This is a genomic window from Desulfovibrio sp. (genome assembly GCF_034006445.1).
In the GTDB taxonomy this organism is placed as follows: domain Bacteria; phylum Desulfobacterota; class Desulfovibrionia; order Desulfovibrionales; family Desulfovibrionaceae; genus Desulfovibrio.
On sequence record NZ_JAVESS010000002.1, the window covers coordinates 197,726 to 217,824 of the forward strand.

18 protein-coding genes and 1 tRNA gene are annotated in these 20,099 nt (G+C 58.4%); 13 read left to right on the top strand and 6 right to left on the bottom strand.

Annotated features, from left to right (window positions below; genetic code table 11):
* Positions 1–232: 232 nt before the first annotated feature.
* Together rpsI and rplM are read right to left on the bottom strand one after the other, a co-directional pair.
* Positions 233–625, bottom strand: coding sequence for a 30S ribosomal protein S9 (gene rpsI, locus RBR41_RS03600; RefSeq protein ID WP_179979369.1), 393 nt, complete (start codon positions 623–625; stop codon positions 233–235).
* A 13-nt stretch (positions 626–638) separates the two neighbouring features.
* Positions 639–1,073, bottom strand: coding sequence for a 50S ribosomal protein L13 (rplM, locus tag RBR41_RS03605; protein ID WP_320351130.1), 435 nt, complete (start codon positions 1,071–1,073; stop codon positions 639–641).
* 264 nt (positions 1,074–1,337) lie between these two features.
* Between rplM and RBR41_RS03610 the strand changes: the two genes are divergently transcribed.
* Positions 1,338–2,579: an HD domain-containing protein gene (locus RBR41_RS03610; RefSeq protein WP_320351132.1), complete on the top strand. Its 1,242-nt coding sequence runs from the start codon at positions 1,338–1,340 to the stop codon at positions 2,577–2,579.
* Between the two features lie 20 nt (positions 2,580–2,599).
* Positions 2,600–3,385: a translation initiation factor 2 gene (locus RBR41_RS03615; RefSeq protein ID WP_320351134.1), complete on the top strand. Its 786-nt coding sequence runs from the start codon at positions 2,600–2,602 to the stop codon at positions 3,383–3,385.
* A 358-nt stretch (positions 3,386–3,743) separates the two neighbouring features.
* Here the strand turns inward: RBR41_RS03615 and RBR41_RS03620 are convergent, their stop codons facing one another.
* The 3 genes from RBR41_RS03620 to RBR41_RS03630 form a co-directional block, all read right to left on the bottom strand.
* Positions 3,744–4,385: a LysE family translocator gene (locus RBR41_RS03620; protein WP_320351136.1), complete on the bottom strand. Its 642-nt coding sequence runs from the start codon at positions 4,383–4,385 to the stop codon at positions 3,744–3,746.
* Positions 4,386–4,425: 40 nt separating this feature from the next.
* Positions 4,426–5,295, bottom strand: coding sequence for an AraC family transcriptional regulator (locus tag RBR41_RS03625; RefSeq protein WP_320351138.1), 870 nt, complete (start codon positions 5,293–5,295; stop codon positions 4,426–4,428).
* Between the two features lie 402 nt (positions 5,296–5,697).
* Positions 5,698–8,493: a DNA polymerase I gene (locus RBR41_RS03630; protein ID WP_320351140.1), complete on the bottom strand. Its 2,796-nt coding sequence runs from the start codon at positions 8,491–8,493 to the stop codon at positions 5,698–5,700.
* 110 nt (positions 8,494–8,603) lie between these two features.
* Between RBR41_RS03630 and RBR41_RS03635 the strand changes: the two genes are divergently transcribed.
* From RBR41_RS03635 to RBR41_RS03655, 5 genes are all read left to right on the top strand, one after another.
* A complete protein-coding gene (locus RBR41_RS03635; protein WP_320351142.1) occupies positions 8,604–9,713 on the top strand; it encodes an ABC transporter permease in 1,110 nt (369 codons plus the stop codon).
* A 190-nt stretch (positions 9,714–9,903) separates the two neighbouring features.
* Positions 9,904–10,662 carry an ABC transporter ATP-binding protein gene (locus RBR41_RS03640; protein WP_320351458.1) on the top strand — a complete coding sequence of 253 codons (759 nt, stop codon included), beginning with the start codon at positions 9,904–9,906 and terminating at the stop codon, positions 10,660–10,662.
* Positions 10,659–11,627, top strand: coding sequence for an MlaD family protein (locus RBR41_RS03645; protein ID WP_320351144.1), 969 nt, complete (start codon positions 10,659–10,661; stop codon positions 11,625–11,627). Before RBR41_RS03640 ends, RBR41_RS03645 begins: the two co-directional genes overlap by 4 nt.
* Entirely contained in the window at positions 11,627–12,223 is a 597-nt protein-coding gene (locus tag RBR41_RS03650) for a PqiC family protein (protein WP_320351146.1), read from the top strand. The genes RBR41_RS03645 and RBR41_RS03650 overlap by 1 nt, the downstream gene beginning before the upstream one ends.
* 2 nt (positions 12,224–12,225) lie before the next feature.
* Positions 12,226–13,293, top strand: a complete 1,068-nt coding sequence (locus RBR41_RS03655) for a two-component system response regulator (RefSeq protein WP_320351148.1) — start codon at positions 12,226–12,228, stop codon at positions 13,291–13,293.
* A gap of 526 nt (positions 13,294–13,819) precedes the next feature.
* Here RBR41_RS03655 and grpE read toward each other — a convergent pair.
* Entirely contained in the window at positions 13,820–14,443 is a 624-nt protein-coding gene (gene grpE, locus RBR41_RS03660) for a nucleotide exchange factor GrpE (RefSeq protein ID WP_320351149.1), read from the bottom strand.
* Between the two features lie 483 nt (positions 14,444–14,926).
* On the opposite strand from grpE, the gene RBR41_RS03665 reads away from it, so the two are divergent.
* From RBR41_RS03665 to RBR41_RS03690, 6 genes are all read left to right on the top strand, one after another.
* Positions 14,927–16,060, top strand: a complete 1,134-nt coding sequence (locus RBR41_RS03665) for a hypothetical protein (RefSeq protein WP_320351150.1) — start codon at positions 14,927–14,929, stop codon at positions 16,058–16,060.
* 147 nt (positions 16,061–16,207) lie between these two features.
* Positions 16,208–17,512 (top strand): histidinol dehydrogenase, encoded by a 1,305-nt coding sequence (hisD, locus tag RBR41_RS03670; RefSeq protein ID WP_320351152.1) that lies wholly within the window; start codon positions 16,208–16,210, stop codon positions 17,510–17,512.
* 27 nt (positions 17,513–17,539) lie between these two features.
* Positions 17,540–18,421, top strand: a complete 882-nt coding sequence (locus RBR41_RS03675; protein WP_320351153.1) for a phosphoribosylaminoimidazolesuccinocarboxamide synthase — start codon at positions 17,540–17,542, stop codon at positions 18,419–18,421.
* A gap of 353 nt (positions 18,422–18,774) precedes the next feature.
* Complete coding sequence (locus tag RBR41_RS03680) at positions 18,775–19,545, top strand: enoyl-ACP reductase (RefSeq protein WP_320351155.1); 771 nt, start codon at positions 18,775–18,777, stop codon at positions 19,543–19,545.
* Positions 19,546–19,556: 11 nt separating this feature from the next.
* Entirely contained in the window at positions 19,557–19,697 is a 141-nt protein-coding gene (locus RBR41_RS03685) for a hypothetical protein (protein WP_320351157.1), read from the top strand.
* Positions 19,698–19,996: 299 nt separating this feature from the next.
* Positions 19,997–20,088 (top strand) — tRNA-Ser (locus RBR41_RS03690).
* Positions 20,089–20,099 lie beyond the last annotated feature (11 nt).

Below are 20,099 nucleotides of genomic sequence, written 5' to 3' on the forward strand. Positions count from 1 at the left end.
TAAACTGCGCTTACGCCTCCGGGGCGGGCGTCTGCTCCCGATCCGCCAGAGCAATTTCAAAAAGAACTTGCTCCAGTGTGGTTGGACAGAATATGCCCAGACCAACCTACACTTTTACTGGGAAAACGCCAGACCAAAAGCAGTGCCGCAGCAATGCACAAAAAAGCGGGCCGCAAGCGGCCCGCCAATAAAAAAAACGAAAGCCCTGACGTGCAGGGCTTTCGCAAAGCGATTAACGCTTGGAGTACTGGTACCGTGCGCGGGCAGCGCGCAGGCCGTACTTTTTACGTTCTTTCTTGCGGGCATCCCGTGTGAGGAAGCCGGCTTTCTTGAGCATGGGGCGCAGGGCCGGGTCAACCATCAGCAGGGCACGGGAAATACCGTGACGCACAGCTTCGGCCTGACCGGTCACGCCGCCGCCAGCCACGTTGATGCGCACATCAAGCTTGTCGGCAAGCTTGGAGAGCACCAGAGGCTGACGAATGATCATCTGCAGGGTCTTACGGGGAAAATATTCCTCGAAAGAACGCCCGTTGACCGTGATGCCGCCGGAACCGGCATAGATGCGGGTACGCGCCGTGGCGGTCTTGCGACGGCCGGTGCCGTATTCAAATTTCTCGCTCATGGCATTCTACTCCTTAATGCGGCAGCGTCAGCGGCTGGGGATTCTGGGCCGTATGGGGATGTTCGGTCCCGGCGTAAATCTTGAGTTTCTTCAGCATGGCGCGGCCCAGGCGATTCTTGGGCAGCATGCCCTTCACGGCAGTCATCAGGACGCGGGAGGGCTTGTCAGCCAGCACGTCGCCGAGAACGGAGGTCTTGAGGCCGCCGACCCAGCCGGAGTGCCGGTAGTATTTTTTATCGGTCAATTTTTTGCCGGTAACTTTGATCTTTTCGCAGTTAACTACCACGATAAAGTCCCCGTTATCCATATGCGGGGCGAATTCAGGCTTGTGCTTGCCGCGCAGGCGGTGGGCGATCTGGCTGGCCAGACGACCGAGCACCTGATCCTGAGCGTCAACCACGAACCATTCGCGATTGATGTCTTTGGGGGTGGGGCTGAACGTCTTCATCGGAGTGACTCCTCACATCTGCAAATATCAGCAGCCCTCAGGCTGCAAAAAAGTTCATTGCGCGATGCGCCGTCGAACGGGGGTGACGACATTTATCGCAGTAAAGATGGCTTCAATACGGCAAACCCCAGAAACTGTCAAGAGCAGCCGCACCAATATCCACCCACGGGCCATAACCCAAGGGCAGTGACATGAAGCCCTTGAGCTTTACCCCATCTGCCCATATACTGCCAACTGTTTTTCCGACCCGTACCCGGAGAAAGTATGGCGGATATTCGCAAGAGCTTGCTTCAACTAATTTTTTCAGGCGCATATCTTTTGCGCTGGAACGATAAGCTCCGTCCAGTGGAACTGCTTGAAATCGACAAGCAGGCACACAAGATGCTGCTGGCCTGCGTGCTGTGGCATGAAAATTCTCTCGGCATGTCTGAAGAAAAAAGGGTGAGCCTTGCCAATGACATCATTGAAGGCGGGCTGTTTGACTATTTTTACCGCCTCATCATCACCGACATCAAGCCCCCCATCTTTTATAAAATCAAAGAAAACCCCGACCAGCACCAACAGTTGACCGAGCACGTACTGGAACGGCTGCAACCGGCCCTCGCGCCCCTTGGCGACTTCTGGCAGCGCATGTGCCGCTGGCACCGCAGCCCCGACGAAGGCAGCCTGCCCCGCCGCATACTCACCGCCGCCCACCTCTATGCCTCGCAATGGGAATTCAACCTCATCAAGCCGCTCAACAGCCCTTTTGACGAAGAGATGGACGATATCGGCCAGTCCTTTGTGGACAGGCTGGACAGCTTCAGCGACTTGAGCGGCCTTGACCAGATGCGCCAACAGGGTACGGCGCTTATCCGCCTGGCCAACCTTTGCGGACAGTTGCGCTTTCAGATACGCTGGACGCAAGCGCCGCGCATTCCGGCCACCTCCGTTCTTGGACACATGTTCATCGTGGCCAGCTTCGCCTATTTTTTCAGCCTGTCTGTAAACGCCTGCCCTGCACGAGCCAACAATAATTTTTTCTGCGGTCTTTTTCATGACCTGCCCGAAGTGCTCACCCGAGACATTATCTCGCCGGTCAAGCGATCCGTGGCAGACCTGCCCAAGATTATTAAAGAATATGAAGAAAAAGAACTGGAGCGACGCATTTTTGCCCCGCTTCGCCAGCAGGGCTTCACCGCGCTGGTGGAACGCATATCCTATTATCTTGGGCTTGAGGTACAGTCGGAGTTTCAGGAGTGCGTTCGGCGCAACGGCAAGATTGAAAAAATATATGACTTCGGCGCATTGCAGCACGACTGCAACTTGGATACGCTGGATCCCAAGGACGGCCGCCTCATCAAGGATTGCGACAACCTCGCGGCCTTTCTTGAGGCCCACAGTTCCATCCGCAACGGCGTTTCATCACCGCACCTGCTCGAAGCCCGCGTCCGCCTGCTGACCCTGCTGCGCCAAAGCCCCCTCGCCTGCCTCAAGCTGGATTCCCTTCTGGCAGACTTTGACTAGCCGCCAGGCACACCACCGCCATGCATACCAGCACACGCCTTTCTACCGCTCTGCCCACCCCGCTACCCGGCGCTGCGTCGCCCGGCAGGGCCGTTTTGTTCGCCCTGTTTCTCTCGCTGGCGGCATGGCTTGCGCCCTCCACAGAGGCATTGGCCCTCACCGCCTCCAAGGGTCTTTCTTTTTACGCCCGGGATATGGAGTACTATTACAAGGAAAAACGCCCCGAAACACTGCCGGGCATCCTCCGCACCTTTGACGCGCAGAACGTCCTCTATGACAGGCAAAAACAGCTCACCCTGGCCGCTTTTCTTGCCGAGGCCCTCAAGTCGGAGCCCACGGCCCGCCAGACCCTGCTGGCGCAGCTTCCCACACTGAGCAGGGACGGCAAGCGCACCCTGGCCTGGGCCGTGCACCTGGCACAACTGACGGACGAAGCCGCCCTCATGAACCAGTTGCTGGACAAACAGGACGCCATACTCCTGCAGCAGATCCACCAGAATCCCACGCCCCTGCTGCAATGGGACATCACCAGCGAAAAAACCGTTTTGCAAATGTACTGGGCCGCATATACAGCTTCGGGCAATGTGGCCTATCTGGACGCCATCATTGACGCGGCCCTTCGCTACGCCGACCTCAACTCCAGCGGCAGGCAGAATGATCCGGCTTTTTCCGTAAGCCAGACGGCCGCCGCCTCACTGTACGAAATGAGCCCGCGCCACGAAGGCGTCCAGGAACGCGTGCAGCAAAGACTCAAGGGACTTTCCGGCCCAAGGGCCGAGACCCTGCGAACCATTTTGCGGAAATAGAGTAAGAGTTGGGGGGAAAATGCTCTGTGGGGGAGGAATGCTTTGTGGGGGAGGGACCCTTTTGCAAAAGGGTCTCCTCCCCCACACCCCCACCCCCTAAAACTCTTGGTGTAATTACGTGACGCGCCAAGGGTTTTCTGATCTGGAGCAGGGGTTTCAGAAATAACGTCTTTCTGACATCACACCATCTCAAAATTATCTGCTCTCGCGCTTGCCGCCCTGACCAGCATAGATTCCCCTTCCTGACTCATGCGTCATACCGTTCTACGCGGGCTATCGTCATATGGCGTGGTGGAGTCCCTACTACAAGCGCATGCCTGATTGGCATGGTTGCCAGAGCTTTCAAGCATACGTCCGTTCACAGCAGGGGCACGGCCACAAGCAGACCCGCCATGCCCATGAGGCAGGCCCCGGCCAGGGTTTCAATGAGCGTAAGACGCCTGCTCAAAAGGCTCCGCACCGCCGGATGCCCAGTGGCGGCGGCCAGCCCGGCGTCCCACGCAAAAACGAGTCCCGCCATCCACGCGCCCGCAAAAAGCTGCTGTTTCAGGCTGGCGGCTGATCCCATTATGGTGGTCATGAGCGTGAGATAGAAAATGGCATTCTTGGGATTGAGCAGGGCCGACGCCAGCCCGGTAAGCAACTGCTTGCCCGCCGCAAGAGGTGTGGCTGCATTAAGGTGAAAATTCGCCGGCTGCCGCCCTGAACGCACAAGCGCCCAGCCCACCCACAGCAGATACCCCGCGCCCGCCAGTTCCATACAGCGATAAAGCCACGGCCACTGCCGGATGAACGACCAGCCCGAAACAGCCAGGGCAATATACAGGGCATTGCCCAGCGCGATGCCAAGACAGATGAACGCGGCCCCGCGCAAACCACGCCGTGCCGCGTGCCCTACTACCAGAAAAAAATCCGGGCCGGGACTGAGCAAAGCCATGAAGTGCGCCAGCGCCAGTGCGGGAAATGTGGGTGCTATGAACTCCGCGAGAATCTGTGTCATGAGATGATGCCTCCTGCACAGACCCTACCCCCCTGCCGGATTATTTCTTGTACGAATGTGACGCGCCCTTGCGATAGCAGCCTGGCGTCACAGAATAGAACTTCACAAACATGCGGTGCAGGTGGCTCTGATCCGCGTACCCGGCAGCAGCGGCGGCTTCCGCGATGCTTTTGCCCTGGCGCAGCAAACGGCGGGCCTTTTCAAGGCGCAGGCAGTGCAGATAGCTTGCCGGGGGCAGCCCGGTGCCACGCCTGAAGGCGCGGGAATAGCTTTCGCGGCGCAGACCGGATATTTCCGCCAGTTGGGACACCGCGTGACGCTCCGTGCACAGGCTGCCCTCCTCCCCGGCTGGCAAAAACCGCACGGCGCTGTCGCAGTCCTCGTCGGCGGGCCTGAAGCAGCCATAGCCACGCTGCAACTGAACCAGCAGATCAAGCAGCGCCTGCTCGCTGCCTGCCTGACCAGCCAGCATTGCCTGTATGACTTCAAGGGCACTCGCATAGAGCGCGTTGTCCCGAATCAGGGGAAGCACCGCCACGCAGTTTTCCGGCAGGCCCAAAACCGGGCAGACGCGCTGCGCGAACCAGCGGCAATCCACGTGCGCCATGTGGTAACTTCTGGACTGCCCGTCCACGGGGTTGCAGCTATGGGCGACGCCCGGCCCGATAAGCACAAGGTCGCCCTTCTGCGCCTCGTACATCTGGCCGTGCATCTGGCCGTGGGTCTGGCCGTGGGTGTGGCCGTGGAGCCGAAACCGAGTGCGCCCTTCAAGAATGGCCCCAAGTGACCAGCTGGAATGAAAGTGTTCTGCGTAGGGTTGCACGCTGTCCAGGGTTGTCCGCACCTCCACAAAGGGCAAGGCTTGCGGAGCGGCAAACGTCTGTACGGCAGAATGGGATTCATGCGGCATGATTGCACCAACAATAAAGAAAAACTGACCAATTTTTTGCTGAAACGCCCCGTCAAGCTCCAACGTCCATTGCGGACGCTTGCGGTCAGACGCTGACGCCCGAAACGGCTGTGCCAAATAGCAGAAAAGCGCGACCCCGCAGCCGAAAAGTCGGAAACGGCTACTTCAACACAAATTGTGGCACTGTAGGCAGACTACCTTTAAGTTGGTGCGACGCCTGAAGATACTCTCTCAGGAACCCCGCTTCGGGCCAAAACACCCTAAGCACCCTGTTAACCCACAATAAAAGTTTTAGGGGGTGGGGGCGTGGGGGAGGAGACCCTTTTTCAAAAGGGTCCCTCCCCCACAAAGCCTTTTCCCCCACAGATCATTTCTCCCCACAAAACCTTTCTTCCCACCAAACTAATGCGCGGAACCCCAGTCATTGCCCACGCCCCAGTCGACCACCAGCGGTACGGAGAGGGGTTCGTTGCCGGGCATGACCGCGCTCATAAGCTCGGCCACGCGCGCCCCGGCGGCCTTGGCGGCGTCCTGCGGCACTTCCAGCAGCAGTTCGTCGTGCACCTGAAGCAGCAGGCTGGCTTTGCAGTCCCGCAGTTGCGCATCCCGGGCCACGGCCAGCATGGCCAGCTTGATGATGTCGGCGGCTGAGCCTTGAATCACAGTGTTGATGGCCTGACGTCTGGCCAGGGCATAGGCCTGTCCGTTGGCCGAATGGATGTCGGGCAGAAGGCGGCGGCGGCCGCCAAGCGTGACCACGTAGCCCTGGCGCTTGGCCGTGGCTTCAATTGATTCGTAAAATTCCTTGAGGCCCGTGAGGCGCGCGAAGTAGCGGGCAATGAACTCTTTGGCTTCATTGGTGGTGATTTTAAGTTCCTGGGCCAGTTTTTGCGCGCCCATCCCGTAAATGAGGCCAAAGTTGATGGTCTTGGCATTCCGGCGCTGGTCGGGGCTCACCTGGTCAGGGGGCAGGTCATAGACCAGGGCGGCAGTGCGGGCGTGGATGTCCTCGCCATTACGAAAAGCTTCAAGCAGGGCGGCATCTTGCGACATGTGGGCCAGAACGCGCAGTTCCACCTGCGAGTAGTCGGCGGATACCAGGGAGTGATCGGCCCTGGCGATGAAGCAGGAGCGCATGCGCTTGCCGAGTTCGCCACGCACGGGAATATTCTGCAAATTAGGGTTGCTGGATGAAAGGCGTCCTGTGGCGGTGGCCTTCTGGTTAAAGGTCGTGTGGACGCGGCCCTGGCTGTCCATCAGGCGCGGCAGGGGATCAAGATAGGTGGAGCGCATCTTTTCAAGCTTGCGGAATTGAAGGATACTTTCCACCACAGGATGGCGGCTTGCCAGTTTTTCAAGGGTTTCCTGACTGGTGGAGGCCTGCCCGCCCCTGGTTTTGCGCGGCGAGGGAAGGTCAAGGGTGCTGAAAAGCACGTCGCCAAGCTGCTGGGCCGAGCGGATATTGAATTCCTTGCCCGCCGCCGCGTAAACTGCGGCCGTCAGTTTGTCGAGTTCGGCCTGCACATCGGCAAGAAAGGCCTCGAACGCGGGAACGTCAATGGCTATGCCTCGGCCTTCCATATCCGCCAGCACCGGGGTGAGGGGCAGCTCAAGATCATTATAGAGCCGCAACAGATCATCCTGCTGCATGCGTGCTTCAAGCACCGCCGCCATGCGCAGGGCCAGCAGCGCCGGGCCGGGGCCGTCGTCGCGCAGGGGCGCGCCCCAGTGCACGGCAAGGCGCGGCCAGCCGTAATCACTTTCTTCAGGATTTATAAGGTAGGCGGCCAGGCCAAGATCCATAAAAAAATCCGGGGATTTTTTTCGCGCCAGTTCTCGCCAGCAAGGAGCCGCGGTCAGCAAGACTTTGAGGTCAGGCGTAATGATACGCCGCGCGTGGGAGGCCCAGGCGCAAAGCTCGTCCGCGCCGCCCATCCAGCAGACATCCTCGCCGCCCGTCACAGCGGCATGGGGCGCGGCGCTCGCGCCTCTGGGCCATACCAGGGCCAGGTCAAGGCCACTGCAGTTTGGCAGATCTGCGGCAATAAGCACTTGCGGGGCCGCCTTTTCTTCGGCCACTTCAAGAAGACTCATCTGCGCGCCAGCACCCTTGGGCGGCTGGGACTGCGACCCCTGCCGCGCGGGGGCAGGGTCGGCCCCGTTGTTTTTTTCTGCCAAAAGCGTGGCGGACGCGCCCGATGCAATGGATGCAGCGGATACGGCGGACGCGCCAGATGGCGCGGATGAAGCGCCGTTTTGCGTGCGGGGCTTTGCCCCTTCTGCGGCAGCGCCGGACTGTCCGGAAAGCTGCATGCGCTCCAGCGACGCCATTTCGCGGCGCAGGGCGTGCAGTTCGAATTCTTCGGCCAGGGCCGCGCAATGGGCCGCGTCGATGGGACGCACCTGAAGGTCGCTCAGTTCAAGGCCGGTGCAGACATCCAGCGACAGTCTGGTCAGCCTGCGCCAGGTGAACATGTCGTCCAGATGGTCGCGCAGTTTGTCCTGAAGTTTGGGGGGCAGCAGGGCGAAATGGTCGCGGATATCCTCAAGGGTTGGGCATATCTCAAAAATCTTGGCGGCGGTTTTGGGGCCAATGCCGGGCACGCCGGGAATGTTGTCGCTGGTGTCGCCCACAAGGGCCTGCACATCGGCCCATTGGGCAGGGGTCAGGCCGCTTTCTTTTGTAAACTGTTCGGAAGTAAGCAGTTTTTCTTCCTTGAAAGCTGGGTCCCACATGAAAATATTGGGGCCAAGGCATTGCTTGAGGTCCTTGTCGCCGCTGACAATGACCACGGGGCGCTCTTTTGAGAGGCGCGCTGCCAGGGAGGCTATGCAATCGTCGGCCTCGCAGCCGTCGGAAACCTCAAGGCTCATGCCAAGGGCAGTGACCATGCGTTCGATGGGTTCCATCTGCCGGATCAGGTCTTCGGGGGTGGCGTCACGGTTGGCCTTGTACAGGGGATAGATGTCATGCCGGAAGTTCTTGCCCCTGCCATCCTTGACGAACAAAAAATACTGCGGCCTTTCTTCACGCAGAATACGCAGAAGCACACGGGTCACCACCACCAGGGCGTTGGTGGGAAAACCGTCGGAACGCTGCATGTTTCTGTTGGCGAAAAATCCCCGGTAAATAAAGGCGGAGCCATCCATCAGAAAAACGGGGTCGGCGGCAAGGTCAAGGCGATTTTTTAAAGACATGACAGACCGTGGGTTGAAGGTGAGAAAAAGCCCGCACGCTTTTTGCGCACGCGGCCCTTGCAGATAAATCAAGCCATGCGTATACTATAGTGATGGAAACAAGTCCGCAAGTGACAGCTTCCATTCAGGGTCCGCTCCTGCACGTGAGCGTGGGGGGCGGCTGGAATATAGATACGGCCTGGCCCCCTGAAGCCGAAGCCGCCCTCAAGGCTCTGGCCAATCAGAGCATTCACGAACTTTGCCTGGAGAGCGATGGTCTCAAAGCCTGGGACAGCAGCCTGCTGGTCTTTCTTGTGCAGCTTACCAAGGCGGCCGAGGATCGCAAACTGCGCATCCAGAACCATTTGCCCGAAGGTCTTGAGCGTCTTCTCAAACTGGCTTTTGCCGTGCCTGCCAAGGCAGGGTCTGACCGCAAAAAAGAAAGCCTCAGTTTCGTGCAGCGTGTGGGCCAGGCCACCCTGGACCTGCCGCCGCGCATAACCGATTTTGTGAGCTTTGTGGGTGAGGTGACGCTGTCTGTGGGCCGTCTTATAGTGGGCCGGTCGCAGATGCGCCCGCAAGACCTGCTGGCAGCCATGCAGGAATGCGGCGTGCAGGCGCTGCCCATCATCTCCATAACCAGCATGCTTTTTGGCCTTATTCTGGCCTTTGTGGGCGCGGTGCAGCTCACGCAGTTCGGCGCGCAAATCTATGTGGCGGGGCTTGTGGGCATTGGCATGCTGCGTGTTATGGGCGCCATCATGGTGGGCGTGGTCATGGCGGGCAGGGTCGGTGCCGCCTATGCCGCCCTCATCGGCACCATGCAGGTTAATGAAGAAGTGGACGCCCTGGCCACATTGGGCATTTCTCCCGTCGATTTTCTGGTGCTGCCCCGTGTGGTGGCGCTGACGGCCATGATCCCCCTGCTGACGTTGTACGCCGACCTTATGGGCGTTATCGGCGGCTATGTTGTGGCCATCACCATGCTGAAAATCAATCCTATGGAATACGTCAACGCCACCATGCAGATGGTTCCCTACAAGCACGTCTTCATCGGCCTCACCTATGGCACGGTTTTCGGCGTTATCATCGCCTTGACGGGCTGCTTTCAGGGCATGCGCTGCGGGCGCAGCGCCCAGGCTGTGGGACAGGCCACCACCACTGCCGTGGTGCAGGCCATTGTGGGCATTATCGTGTCCACAGCCATAATAACCGTCATCTGCAACGTGATGGACATCTGACATGCCCAGCAGCACCTCCATTACATCATCCTCATCCCCCCTGCCAGCCGGGATTGCCGAAAAAGCCCGCTCCGCCCCGGACGCGGAACAAGGGCAGGCCGGGCAGCCTGGGCAGCCAAATCAGGGAAATCAGGGGGAAGTGCGCATCAGCGTAAACCAGTTGCAGGTCGGCTATGGTTCCTACGTTCTCATGCACGATGTGACATTTGACGTGCATGCAGGAGACATCTTTTTTATCACGGGCGGCTCCGGATGCGGCAAAAGTACGCTTTTGCGCGTACTCATGGGCCTGAAGCCGCCGCAGTCCGGCAACGTGCTGTACGGCAAAACCGACTTCTGGGGCAGCAATGAAGATGAGCGCCACCAGTTGGTGCGTGAAACAGGCGTACTTTTTCAAAGCGGCGCGCTGTGGAGTTCAATGACCCTGGCGGAAAACGTGGGCCTGCCCCTGCAGCAGTATACCGACCTCAACGACGAGGCCATACGCGAACAGGCCAAACTCAAGCTGGCTCTGGCTGGCCTTGCCGGTTTTGAAGACTACTACCCGTCTGAAATCAGCGGCGGCATGTGCAAACGCGCCGGACTGGCACGCGCTCTGGCCCTTGACCCCAAGATTCTTTTTCTTGACGAACCCTCGGCCGGGCTTGACCCCGTCAGTTCACGTCTTCTGGACGATCTCATCCTTGAACTGCGCGCAAGCCTCGGCACGACCTTTGTTATTGTTTCACACGAACTGGCCAGCATTTACGCCATTGCCAGCAATCTTATCTTTCTGGATGCCCAGACCCGCCAGGTGGGTGCCTGCGGTAATCCGCACCAGTTGCTGCACGACCCCGGCACAGCGCCCAGCGCCATGCTTTTTCTGACCAGGGGCGAGCGCAGTCACGCCGAAACCGATCAGACGGAAACCTCCGGCGACTCCGAGCCGGGCAAAGGAACGGCCCTATGAGTTCTCAAAAATACAAAACCACGGTTGGCGCCTTTGTGCTGGGAGGACTGGCCCTTCTGGCACTGGGATTCATCGTGCTGGGCGGAGGCCGTCTGTTCAGCAACGACATGCAGTACGTGCTCTACTTCGACGGCTCTGTGAGCGGTCTTTCCACAGGCGCTCCGGTGGTGTTTCGCGGGGTTCCCATGGGCAGCGTGACACGCATCAACCTTGTGGCCAACACGCGTGATTCCAACGTCACCATCCCCGTCTATATCCGCATTGACGAGCAAAGCTTTGTGCGCGCCAGGGGCTCGGCCCCCATTTCAGAATCCGTGCGCGAAGAAATCGTGCGCAGGATGGTGCAGCGCGGCCTGCGCGCCCGCCTGCAACTGCAAAGTCTTATCACGGGGCAGTACCGCATCGAGCTGGACTTTTTCCCCGGCACTCCGGCGGTCTTCCGTTCCGGTACGCCGGATTCGGAAATTCCCACCATACCTTCCCCCATCGACACCTTGCAGACCACGCTCGCGCAGTTGCCGCTGGAGTCCATGGTCAGATCCCTCGACAAAATTCTGCAAAATCTGGTTCAGGGCCTTGCCGACGACAGTCTTGGCCGGGGGCTCAGAGCCTTTACGCAGTCGTTTGAAGAACTTGACAATATTCTCAAGAACAGTGAACTGCGCCAAAATGCCGAGACCATTCTGAAAAAGCTTAACAAGACTGTGGGCACTGTGGACAGTCAACTGCCCGCTACCCTTGCCACGCTGCGTTCCGCCCTTGAAAGCATGAGCCTTGCGGCGGACCAGTTGCGCGTGGTCACGGCCTCGGCCCAGGGCCTGCTCGGCCGGGATTCACCCACCGTCAACGACGTTCGCCGGCTGATCAAGGACAGCATAGAAACCTTGCGGGCCATCCGCAATGTTTCGCAAATGCTTGAACGCAACCCTGAAGCCCTGCTCATGGGCAGACAAGGAAAACGCTGATGCAACGCCAAGCCCTGTTTATTTTTCTGGCGCTCACGGTTTTGCTGGCCGCTTGCGCGCGCAGCACGCCCACCAACTTTTACCTGCTCGAAAGTCGCCTCACTCCCGTCTCCACAGACAGCCTGCCCGCCAAAAGCCTGCGCGTGGCCGCTGTGAGCGTACCGGAGTATCTGGAGCGCGAGGGCATAGTGAGCCGGGTGGGCGAGTCAACACAGCTTATCGTGGCCCAGTTTCACAACTGGGGCGAACCCCTGAGCCACGGCATACGCCGCGTTACACGCGAAGTGCTGACCAGGCCCATGCTGGAAGCCGGAATCAATGTTTTGCCCACCGGTGACGAATCCACCGCCGACTATGTTCTGTACCTTGATGTGCAGCGCCTTGACGGCAATTTTGACCAACAAGCCGTGCTGGACGTGCGCTGGACACTGCGCAACAAATTCAATGACGTGCTGGCGCGCGGCATTTTTGTTGACCAGGAGCCTGTGGCTGGCAAGAGCTATGACGTGTTGACCGCCACAGAGAGCCGCCTGGTGCAGAAAATGGCTGAACACCTGGCCGGACGGCTTCCCGCCCTCACGGGCGGCAAACGATGAACATGTCTGCGGCAGCACACCGCAGCCGCATACTGCTGGTTGACGATGCGCCGGAGAATCTGCGCATCCTGAGCGAAAGCCTGCGCGCGGACTATACCATCATGTTTGCCAAAAACGGCCCGGACGCTTTGCGTCTGGCCATCGGCACGCCGCAGCCCGACCTCATCCTGCTGGACGTCATCATGCCCGGCATGGATGGCTATGAAGTCTGCCGCCGCCTCAAGGAAGATCCGTCCACGCGCGACATTCCCGTCATGTTCATTACAGCGCAGAATGAAGAGACAGACGAGGCCACCGGACTCTCACTCGGGGCGCAGGATTATATCGTCAAACCCTTCCGCGTATCCCTTGTTCGCAACCGCGTCGCAAACCAGCTCACGTACAAGCGCTACCGCGACCACCTCAACGATCTGGTACACGAACGCACCCGCCAGCTTGTCCTTACGCAGGAAGCCACCATTCACGCCATGGCCACACTGGCGGAATGGCGCGACACTGAAACCGGGGCGCACATCAAACGTACCCAAAACTACGTCAAGGCGCTTGCCCTGCACATGGCCAACCTGCCCCAGTACCGCGAAACGCTGAATGCCGACGTCATTTCATGGCTGTACCTTTCCGCTCCGCTGCACGACGTGGGCAAGGTCGCCATCGCCGACACGGTTTTGCACAAACCCGGGCCGCTGACCGAAGAAGAATACGACGCAATGAAGGAGCATACCACCTATGGTAGGGCCGTTCTTGCCGCCGCGGACAAATTTTTGGGCGAAGACTCCTTTTTGAAGGTCGCCAGCGACATTGCCTACTGCCACCACGAACGGTGGGACGGACGGGGCTACCCCCGTGGCCTCGGGAAAGATGACATCCCCTTGTCGGCCCGGCTCATGAGCCTGGCCGACGTCTACGACGCCCTGCGCAGCCAGCGGGTATACAAGCCCGCCATGCCGCACGAAACTTCGGCCTATATCATTCTTGACGGCAAGGGAACACAGTTCGACCCTGAAGTGGTGGAAGCGTTTCTGGCAATTCAGGATGAATTCAAGGCCATTGCCGAACGGTACAGCGATTAGGGGAATGTCGCGTTGAAGTGCTTTGTGGGGGAGGGACCCTCTTTAGACCAGATCAACTTTGAAATGTTTTACATTCCAAAGTTATCATTCAGCCGAAAATGCGATTTTCTGCTGAATCCACGCCACGCTGTGGCGCGCTGCACTCTCGTGCTGCGTTAGAGCATGTACCTTTTTTTCAAAGGTACATGCTCTAAAAAGGGTCTCCTCCCCCACGCCCCCACCCCCTAAAACTTTTGCGGTGTCGAGAGCATGTTACCGATGAAATGTGCAGCATTTCAACGGTAGTCTGATCTGGCCAACACTAAAGATTTTTCCGATCTGGAGCGGGGGTTTCAAAGAAGACAGAGTCTTGCAGGCAGTGCAAAACTGAACGGGTTCGCTTCAGCAGTACATAAAAAATGCCCGCCGGATATGTCCGGCGGGCACATTTTATGTCTGTCTGCATCTGAACGGGCATGCCTGCCCTACAAAAAAATCTGCGCAACCTGCGGATTACATGCGAAAAAACGCGCGCAGTTCAGTGAGGTCAGGGATTGACCATAACCTTTGCCGGGCGCAGCAAGCGATCGCCCAATTTATACCCGCGCTGCAACACACGTGTGACAGAGCCGGGGGCCAGGTCGGGCCGCGCGTCAAACCCCACGGCTTCGTGCAGGGCAGGGTTGAACTCCTCCCCTTCTTGGCCTGTGGGGCACAGGCCATGCTTGCCTGTGGCTTCAAGCAGGAGCTTGCGCGTCATGGCAATACCCTGCATCATATCCTTACAGACCTCATTGGTGCTGCCATACTGCAACGCCAGATCGAGATTATCAAGGCTCGGCAGCAGATCGCTCAAAACGCTTTCAGAGGCGTAGCGCACCTGTTCTTCATGTTCCCGCTTGAGGCGCTTTTGATAATTGTCCATTTCAGCGGCCATGCGCAAGCGCATTTCTTCCTGTTCAGCCTTGCAACGCGCTTCTATTTCAGCGGCGGAAGGCTCGGCTGACTGGCCAAAATGGACCTCAGGCATATCGTCCAGCGAGACAGGCTCCACCACGCCATCCAGATCCTGAAATTCTCCAGGATTGTTAACGTTCAGGCAGTCCTCAGAAAACTGGTCTTCTGTCGGCACTGTCTCTCCATAGGGTTTCTGCATTTTGTGACGCTGCATGATTCCTCCCAAAGTCGCTCCGCCAGCAGCGGCGCGTTCATCAGATGTAACTAAGTTCCCCCTCCCTGGCTGTCAAGGCTGCAAAGGCACTTGACCTTTTTGCATTTTAAAATATAAGATAATAGATAGATGTTTTGTTATTTAAAAGATCAATAAATTCGCGACCACCTTCACGCCAATTCTGTACCAAGCCTGCTGCTTGATTTTACCCCTCAGCTACGCAATGTCGCTCCTTGCCATGCTATTAGTTACTATTGAAAATTCAGTGCCGACATGTTCCTGAGTTAGCACACTCCAAAATCTGTCTTTCTTCTGCCCCTGGAGGCTAATATTATGTCGTGGCGCAACATTTGTACTTTCTGTTTTCTACTGTTCTCTCTACCCGCCCAGGCTGAAGAGCCTGGGTTCACACCAAAAATTGGAATTCAATTTCTTCCCGAGCTCATTTGTGTAGACAAAAATTCCAAGTGCTGCGAACAGACCTTGACGCAACCGCTTCAGGTAACTGCGCCCGTTCTTGAAGACCCGGACTGGTATGTTGCGCCTCCAGGCAGCAACAAACTCAAACCCCGCTATGTGGGCTGCTGGGCGGAAGCACAGTACCTTTTCGTTCTCAAGGAAGCCTTGCAGGGCAATCCTGTTGCCATGGCTGACCTCATCATACGCATACAGTGCACATCGTCCGCCCTGTCCCTTACCTATCCCAACATTCCCGACTTCATGCATTCCACGGCTTTCTGGCTTGACTGGGCTGCCCAATATACTTCGCCAGGCTGGGTCTACACGCGACTGGCTCTGTATGACGAAGGCATCGGCCATACACGCAGCGCCTTTACCAAGGGAGCCTTTCTTGGCGATCCCAAATCCATGCACGCTTACGCGACGCGCTGGAACACGGGGTCAAACCTGCAATGGCTGCTTTTGGCGGCCGATGCCGGCTATGCCCCTGCCGCGCATGAAATATCGCGCTGGTACCGCTTTGGGGGAGAAAGGTGCGGTTATGCCCTGCCCAATTCTCCTGACCAGGCCCTGGCACACAAGTACCTCGTCATTGCCATGAACCAAGGATATGCCCGCGCCTTCGGCGACGCCACGTATGAGATACTTGCTTCGGAAGATGCCCAGGCCCGCCTGAAAGAAGCCTACATGTACACACAGATTGGCCGTGCCCTTGAAGAGTCGGACAACGGGCTTTTGCTGGTCGGCAGGCCCCTGCCCACCGTTAAACCTGTAACCCTTGACGATGTGCTTGGGTATGCCCGGTACGTGCTCATGCCCCCACATTCCCCATTGAGCAACACAGAAAAGCAGTTTAGCCAGATAGCAAAATTTGCCAAAGGATTACGCAAGCTTGATGTTCAGGATCAATCTGAGGCCACCATCCGCGCCGTTGCATGGCTGCGGAACTTCCAGAAGCGTAAAGAAACGGACATGGCCGCCGAGCGATCCCGCAGGGGCGTGCTCACGGCCCGCTTGCGTGAGCGATGCCTTACAGCCCTTGACTACCTTGCCACCCTGCCGGACCCCCCCATCGGAAAAGGCGCCCCCCATGACGGATACGTCACCACCACAGGCATGTCTCGATTCGCCACACCCGCTTCTTCCATAAGCAGATAGCCGACAGTCTGCCCCTGCGCGCAGGCCCTCACCCGTTTTCGCTCGCCCACCGACCCCGCTCTGTCGCTGCTGCGCCGGATCAGGGGAGCCTCGACATTCCTCCGGCCCTTCTGTATATTCCCCCCAACTGAGGTGAGGAAAATACTTATGACATGCCGGACATTGACACTGCATAGCGAGCAGGAATGGCCCAAGCTCGCCCAATGGCTGCAAGGGCGTCACAACCCCGGTGACGGGGTGGAAAGCGCCGTACGTGATATTGTCGCGACGGTACGCGCAAAAGGCGATGAAGCGCTGGTGGAATATACCCGCAACTTTGATTGCCCGGATTTCGCACCGCCGCTTCGTGTGAGCGAGCAGGAAATAGCGCGCGCCGCCGCTGCCGTTCCTGCCGAAGACAGGGAAGTCATCAGTCAGGCTGCCATCCACATCCGTGCTTTTCACGAAGCACAGCTGGAAAAATCGTGGTTTACCACGCGGCCTGACGGCAGCATTCTCGGGCAGCACGTTTTGCCTATGGACGCCGCAGGGCTTTACGTGCCCGGCGGACAGGGCGGCAATACGCCGCTTGTGTCCAGTCTGCTCATGTGCGCCATCCCCGCGCAGGTGGCCGGGGTTCCGCGCCTTGCCATCTGCACGCCGCCGCGCAAAGACGGCAGCGTCAACCCGCACATTCTCGCCGCCGCCCATTTACTGGATATTGAAGAAGTCTACCGCGTGGGCGGGGCGTGGTCCATTGCGGCCCTGGCCTACGGCACGGAAAGCATCGCGCCCGTTGACGTCATTGCCGGGCCGGGCAATATTTTTGTCACCACAGCCAAGCGCCTGGTGCAGGGCATGGTCGGCATCGACATGATAGCTGGCCCGAGCGAGGTTCTCATTTTGGCAGATTCCTCCGCCAATCCTGCATGGGTGGCGGCGGACATGCTTTCGCAGGCAGAGCACGACGCCCTTGCCTCCGCCATCTGCGTCACTGACGACCCGCGTCTGGCCGAAAGCATCCGGCTGGAACTGGACAAGCAGTGCATGGCCCTGCCCAGAGCCACCACCGCCGCCCGGTCGCTTGAAGAATGGGGAGCCATTGTGGTTACGCCCAATCTGAGCGTGGCCGTGGCTGTTGCCAATATGGTGGCACCGGAACATCTGGAAATATGCACGCGCGACCCCTGGGGCGTGTTGCCGCATATCCGCCATGCAGGGGCCGTCTTTATGGGACAGCACAGCCCCGAAGCCGTGGGCGACTACTTTGCAGGGCCCAACCACGTGCTGCCCACCCTGGGCACGGCACGCTTTTCTTCTGCCCTTTCGGTGCAGACATTCTGCAAAAAGACCAGCATCGTGGCCACGTCATCGACATTTATTCAGCAAAATATGCAGGCCATCGCCGCTCTCGCCCGCATGGAAGGGCTTGAAGCGCACGCCCGCAGCGTGGAAGCGCGCGCAAAAAAATAATCCGGCTGACAAGTATCAGGAGCCCTCATGAAAGTTGTTGTCAAGACAAACATCAGCGCCTATCCCCTGCTCTCCCGTGGGAAGGTTCGCGATATCTACAACGTGGACGAAAAAACCCTGCTCATCGTCACCACAGACCGCATGTCGGCCTTTGACGTGATCATGAACGAGCCCATCCCGTACAAGGGCGTGATCCTGAATCAGATTACCCTGTTCTGGATGGAAAAATTCAAGCACATCATCCCCAACCACCTGCTTGAAAGCGACGTCAACCGCTTCCCGGCGGAACTGGCCCCGTGGAAAGACGAGCTTGAAGGCCGCTCGGTGCTGGTGCGCAAAGCCAGCCCATTGCCCGTGGAGTGTATCGTGCGGGGCTACATCACCGGGTCCGGCTGGAAGGATTACCAGGCCACCGGCTCTTTGTGCGGGCACGCCCAGCCTGCCAACCTGCGCGAATCCGACAAGCTGGAGTCCGCCGTCTTCACCCCTTCCACCAAGGCGGAACTGGGGCAGCATGACGAAAACATCAGCGTGGCCCAGGCTGCGCAGCTTCTGGGTGAAGACCTGGCCCGCCAGGTTGAAAAAACATCCTTGGCCATCTATGAGGCAGGCCGCGCGTATGCCGCTGGCCGTGGAATCATCGTGGCTGACACCAAATTTGAATTCGGCATGATTGACGGCAAGCTGCATCTTATTGATGAAGTGCTCACGCCCGACTCTTCGCGCTTCTGGCCCGCTGACCAGTACAAGCCCGGACAGGGGCAGCCCAGTTTTGACAAGCAGTACCTGCGCGACTGGCTGAAAAAGCAGCCCTGGAACATGCAGCCGCCGCCGCCGCCGCTGCCTGAAGAAGTCATTACGGCTACTGCCAATAAGTACAAAGAAGCTTACGAAATTCTTACAAAATAATTCCTTCAGCCAACGCGCCGCCCTGTTGCGGCGCATTGGCTGACCCGGCCTTTGCCTGTGTGCACCTGCATATTGCATCGAGCACGGGCAAAAACCGGGAGTACACGTCGGCTCTTGCCGTAACACGATCCTGCGCAGACACGCTTCAGGCGTGCCTGTGCCGTATCAGGCCCTTCAGGCCCGCCGTAGCGGTTTGCCATGGGCAGGCCAGGCCGTCCCACGTGGGGCGTAGCGGACAACAGCGCCGCTGGCGCTTCCGACAGATTTTTATTACAGCCGCGCCGTGACAGATGGCAGGCGGTGAAAACAACCATTGCCGGCCATGGCCGGACTGTATTCTCTTAGGAGGACTCATGCTGCTGCAAGGAAAGAAAGCCCTTATACTGGGACTGGCCAACAATAGAAGCATCGCATACGGCATCGCCGCCGCCCTCAAGGCTCAGGGCGCGCGCCTTGCTTTCAACTATGTGGGCGACGCCATTAAAAAGCGTGTGGAACCTCTGAGTGAAGAATTGGGAGGCGAATTTACCTTCCAGTGTGACGTGTGCGACGATACGCAAATCGACGAAGCTGCGGCCATTGTAAAAGAGAAATGGGGCGATCTGGACATTTTGGTGCATTCCGTGGCTTTTGCCAACCGGGAAGACCTCAGCGGCCGCTTTGTGGACACGTCGCGTGACGGTTTCAAACTTGCGCTCGAAGTTTCGGCCTATTCCCTTACCGCGCTTTGCCGTGCTTTTGAACCGCTCCTGACTGAAAACGCCTCTGTGCTCAGCATGACCTACCACGGGTCCACACAGGTCATCCCCGGCTACAACGTCATGGGCGTCGCCAAGGCCGCTCTTGAGGCATCCGTGCGCTATCTGGCGTATGATCTCGGCCCCAAGGGCGTGCGCGTCAACGCCATCAGCGCCGGGCCCATCAAGACGCTGGCCGCTTCGGCCGTGTCCAGTCTCAAGGATATTTTCAACATGGTGGAGAGCAACTCCCCCCTGCGCCGCAATGTGACTACCGCCGATGTGGGCGGTGTGGCGGCTTTTCTGGCTTCAGACCTGGCCCATGCCGTTACGGGGCAGGTCATTTACGTGGACAGCGGCTTCAGCAAGGTGGGCGCGACCGCCTGAGGATAAAGACTATGGGCACTCTGACGCTCAACGCCTTAGCCATTACGCTGCTGTCTGCCCTGGCGCTGTGGGTTTTCTACCGCTCGGCCAAGATTGAAAAAAAACGGGCGGATGAAGAACGCAAAAAGAAAAAGACTCCGGGGCTGGAGTAAGCAATGTTTATAAAAATTCTGCTTACTGTGGCCATTGTGGGGGGCCTGTTCTGGATGCTGACCAAGACTGGCGGCGGCCTCTGCTGAATGGGATTTCGCCCGCCACCCCTCCGGCGGAGGGATGAAAAAACGGCTGAAAGCGACAAAAAGCCTGAGAGCGAAAAAACGCCGCCCGAGAACAAACCCTAGGCGGCTGGCATAGGGTTGAACGGCAGTAGCCCATAATTTTTAGCATTTTTTTCTTGCCTTCTTTGTGCATATGCCATATACAGGTTCGGCTTTGCACGACGAAGCAATGCGGAGAGGTGTCCGAGCTGGTCTAAGGAGCACGATTGGAAATCGTGTGTACGTTAATCGCGTACCGAGAGTTCGAATCTCTCCCTCTCCGCCAGATTTCAAGGG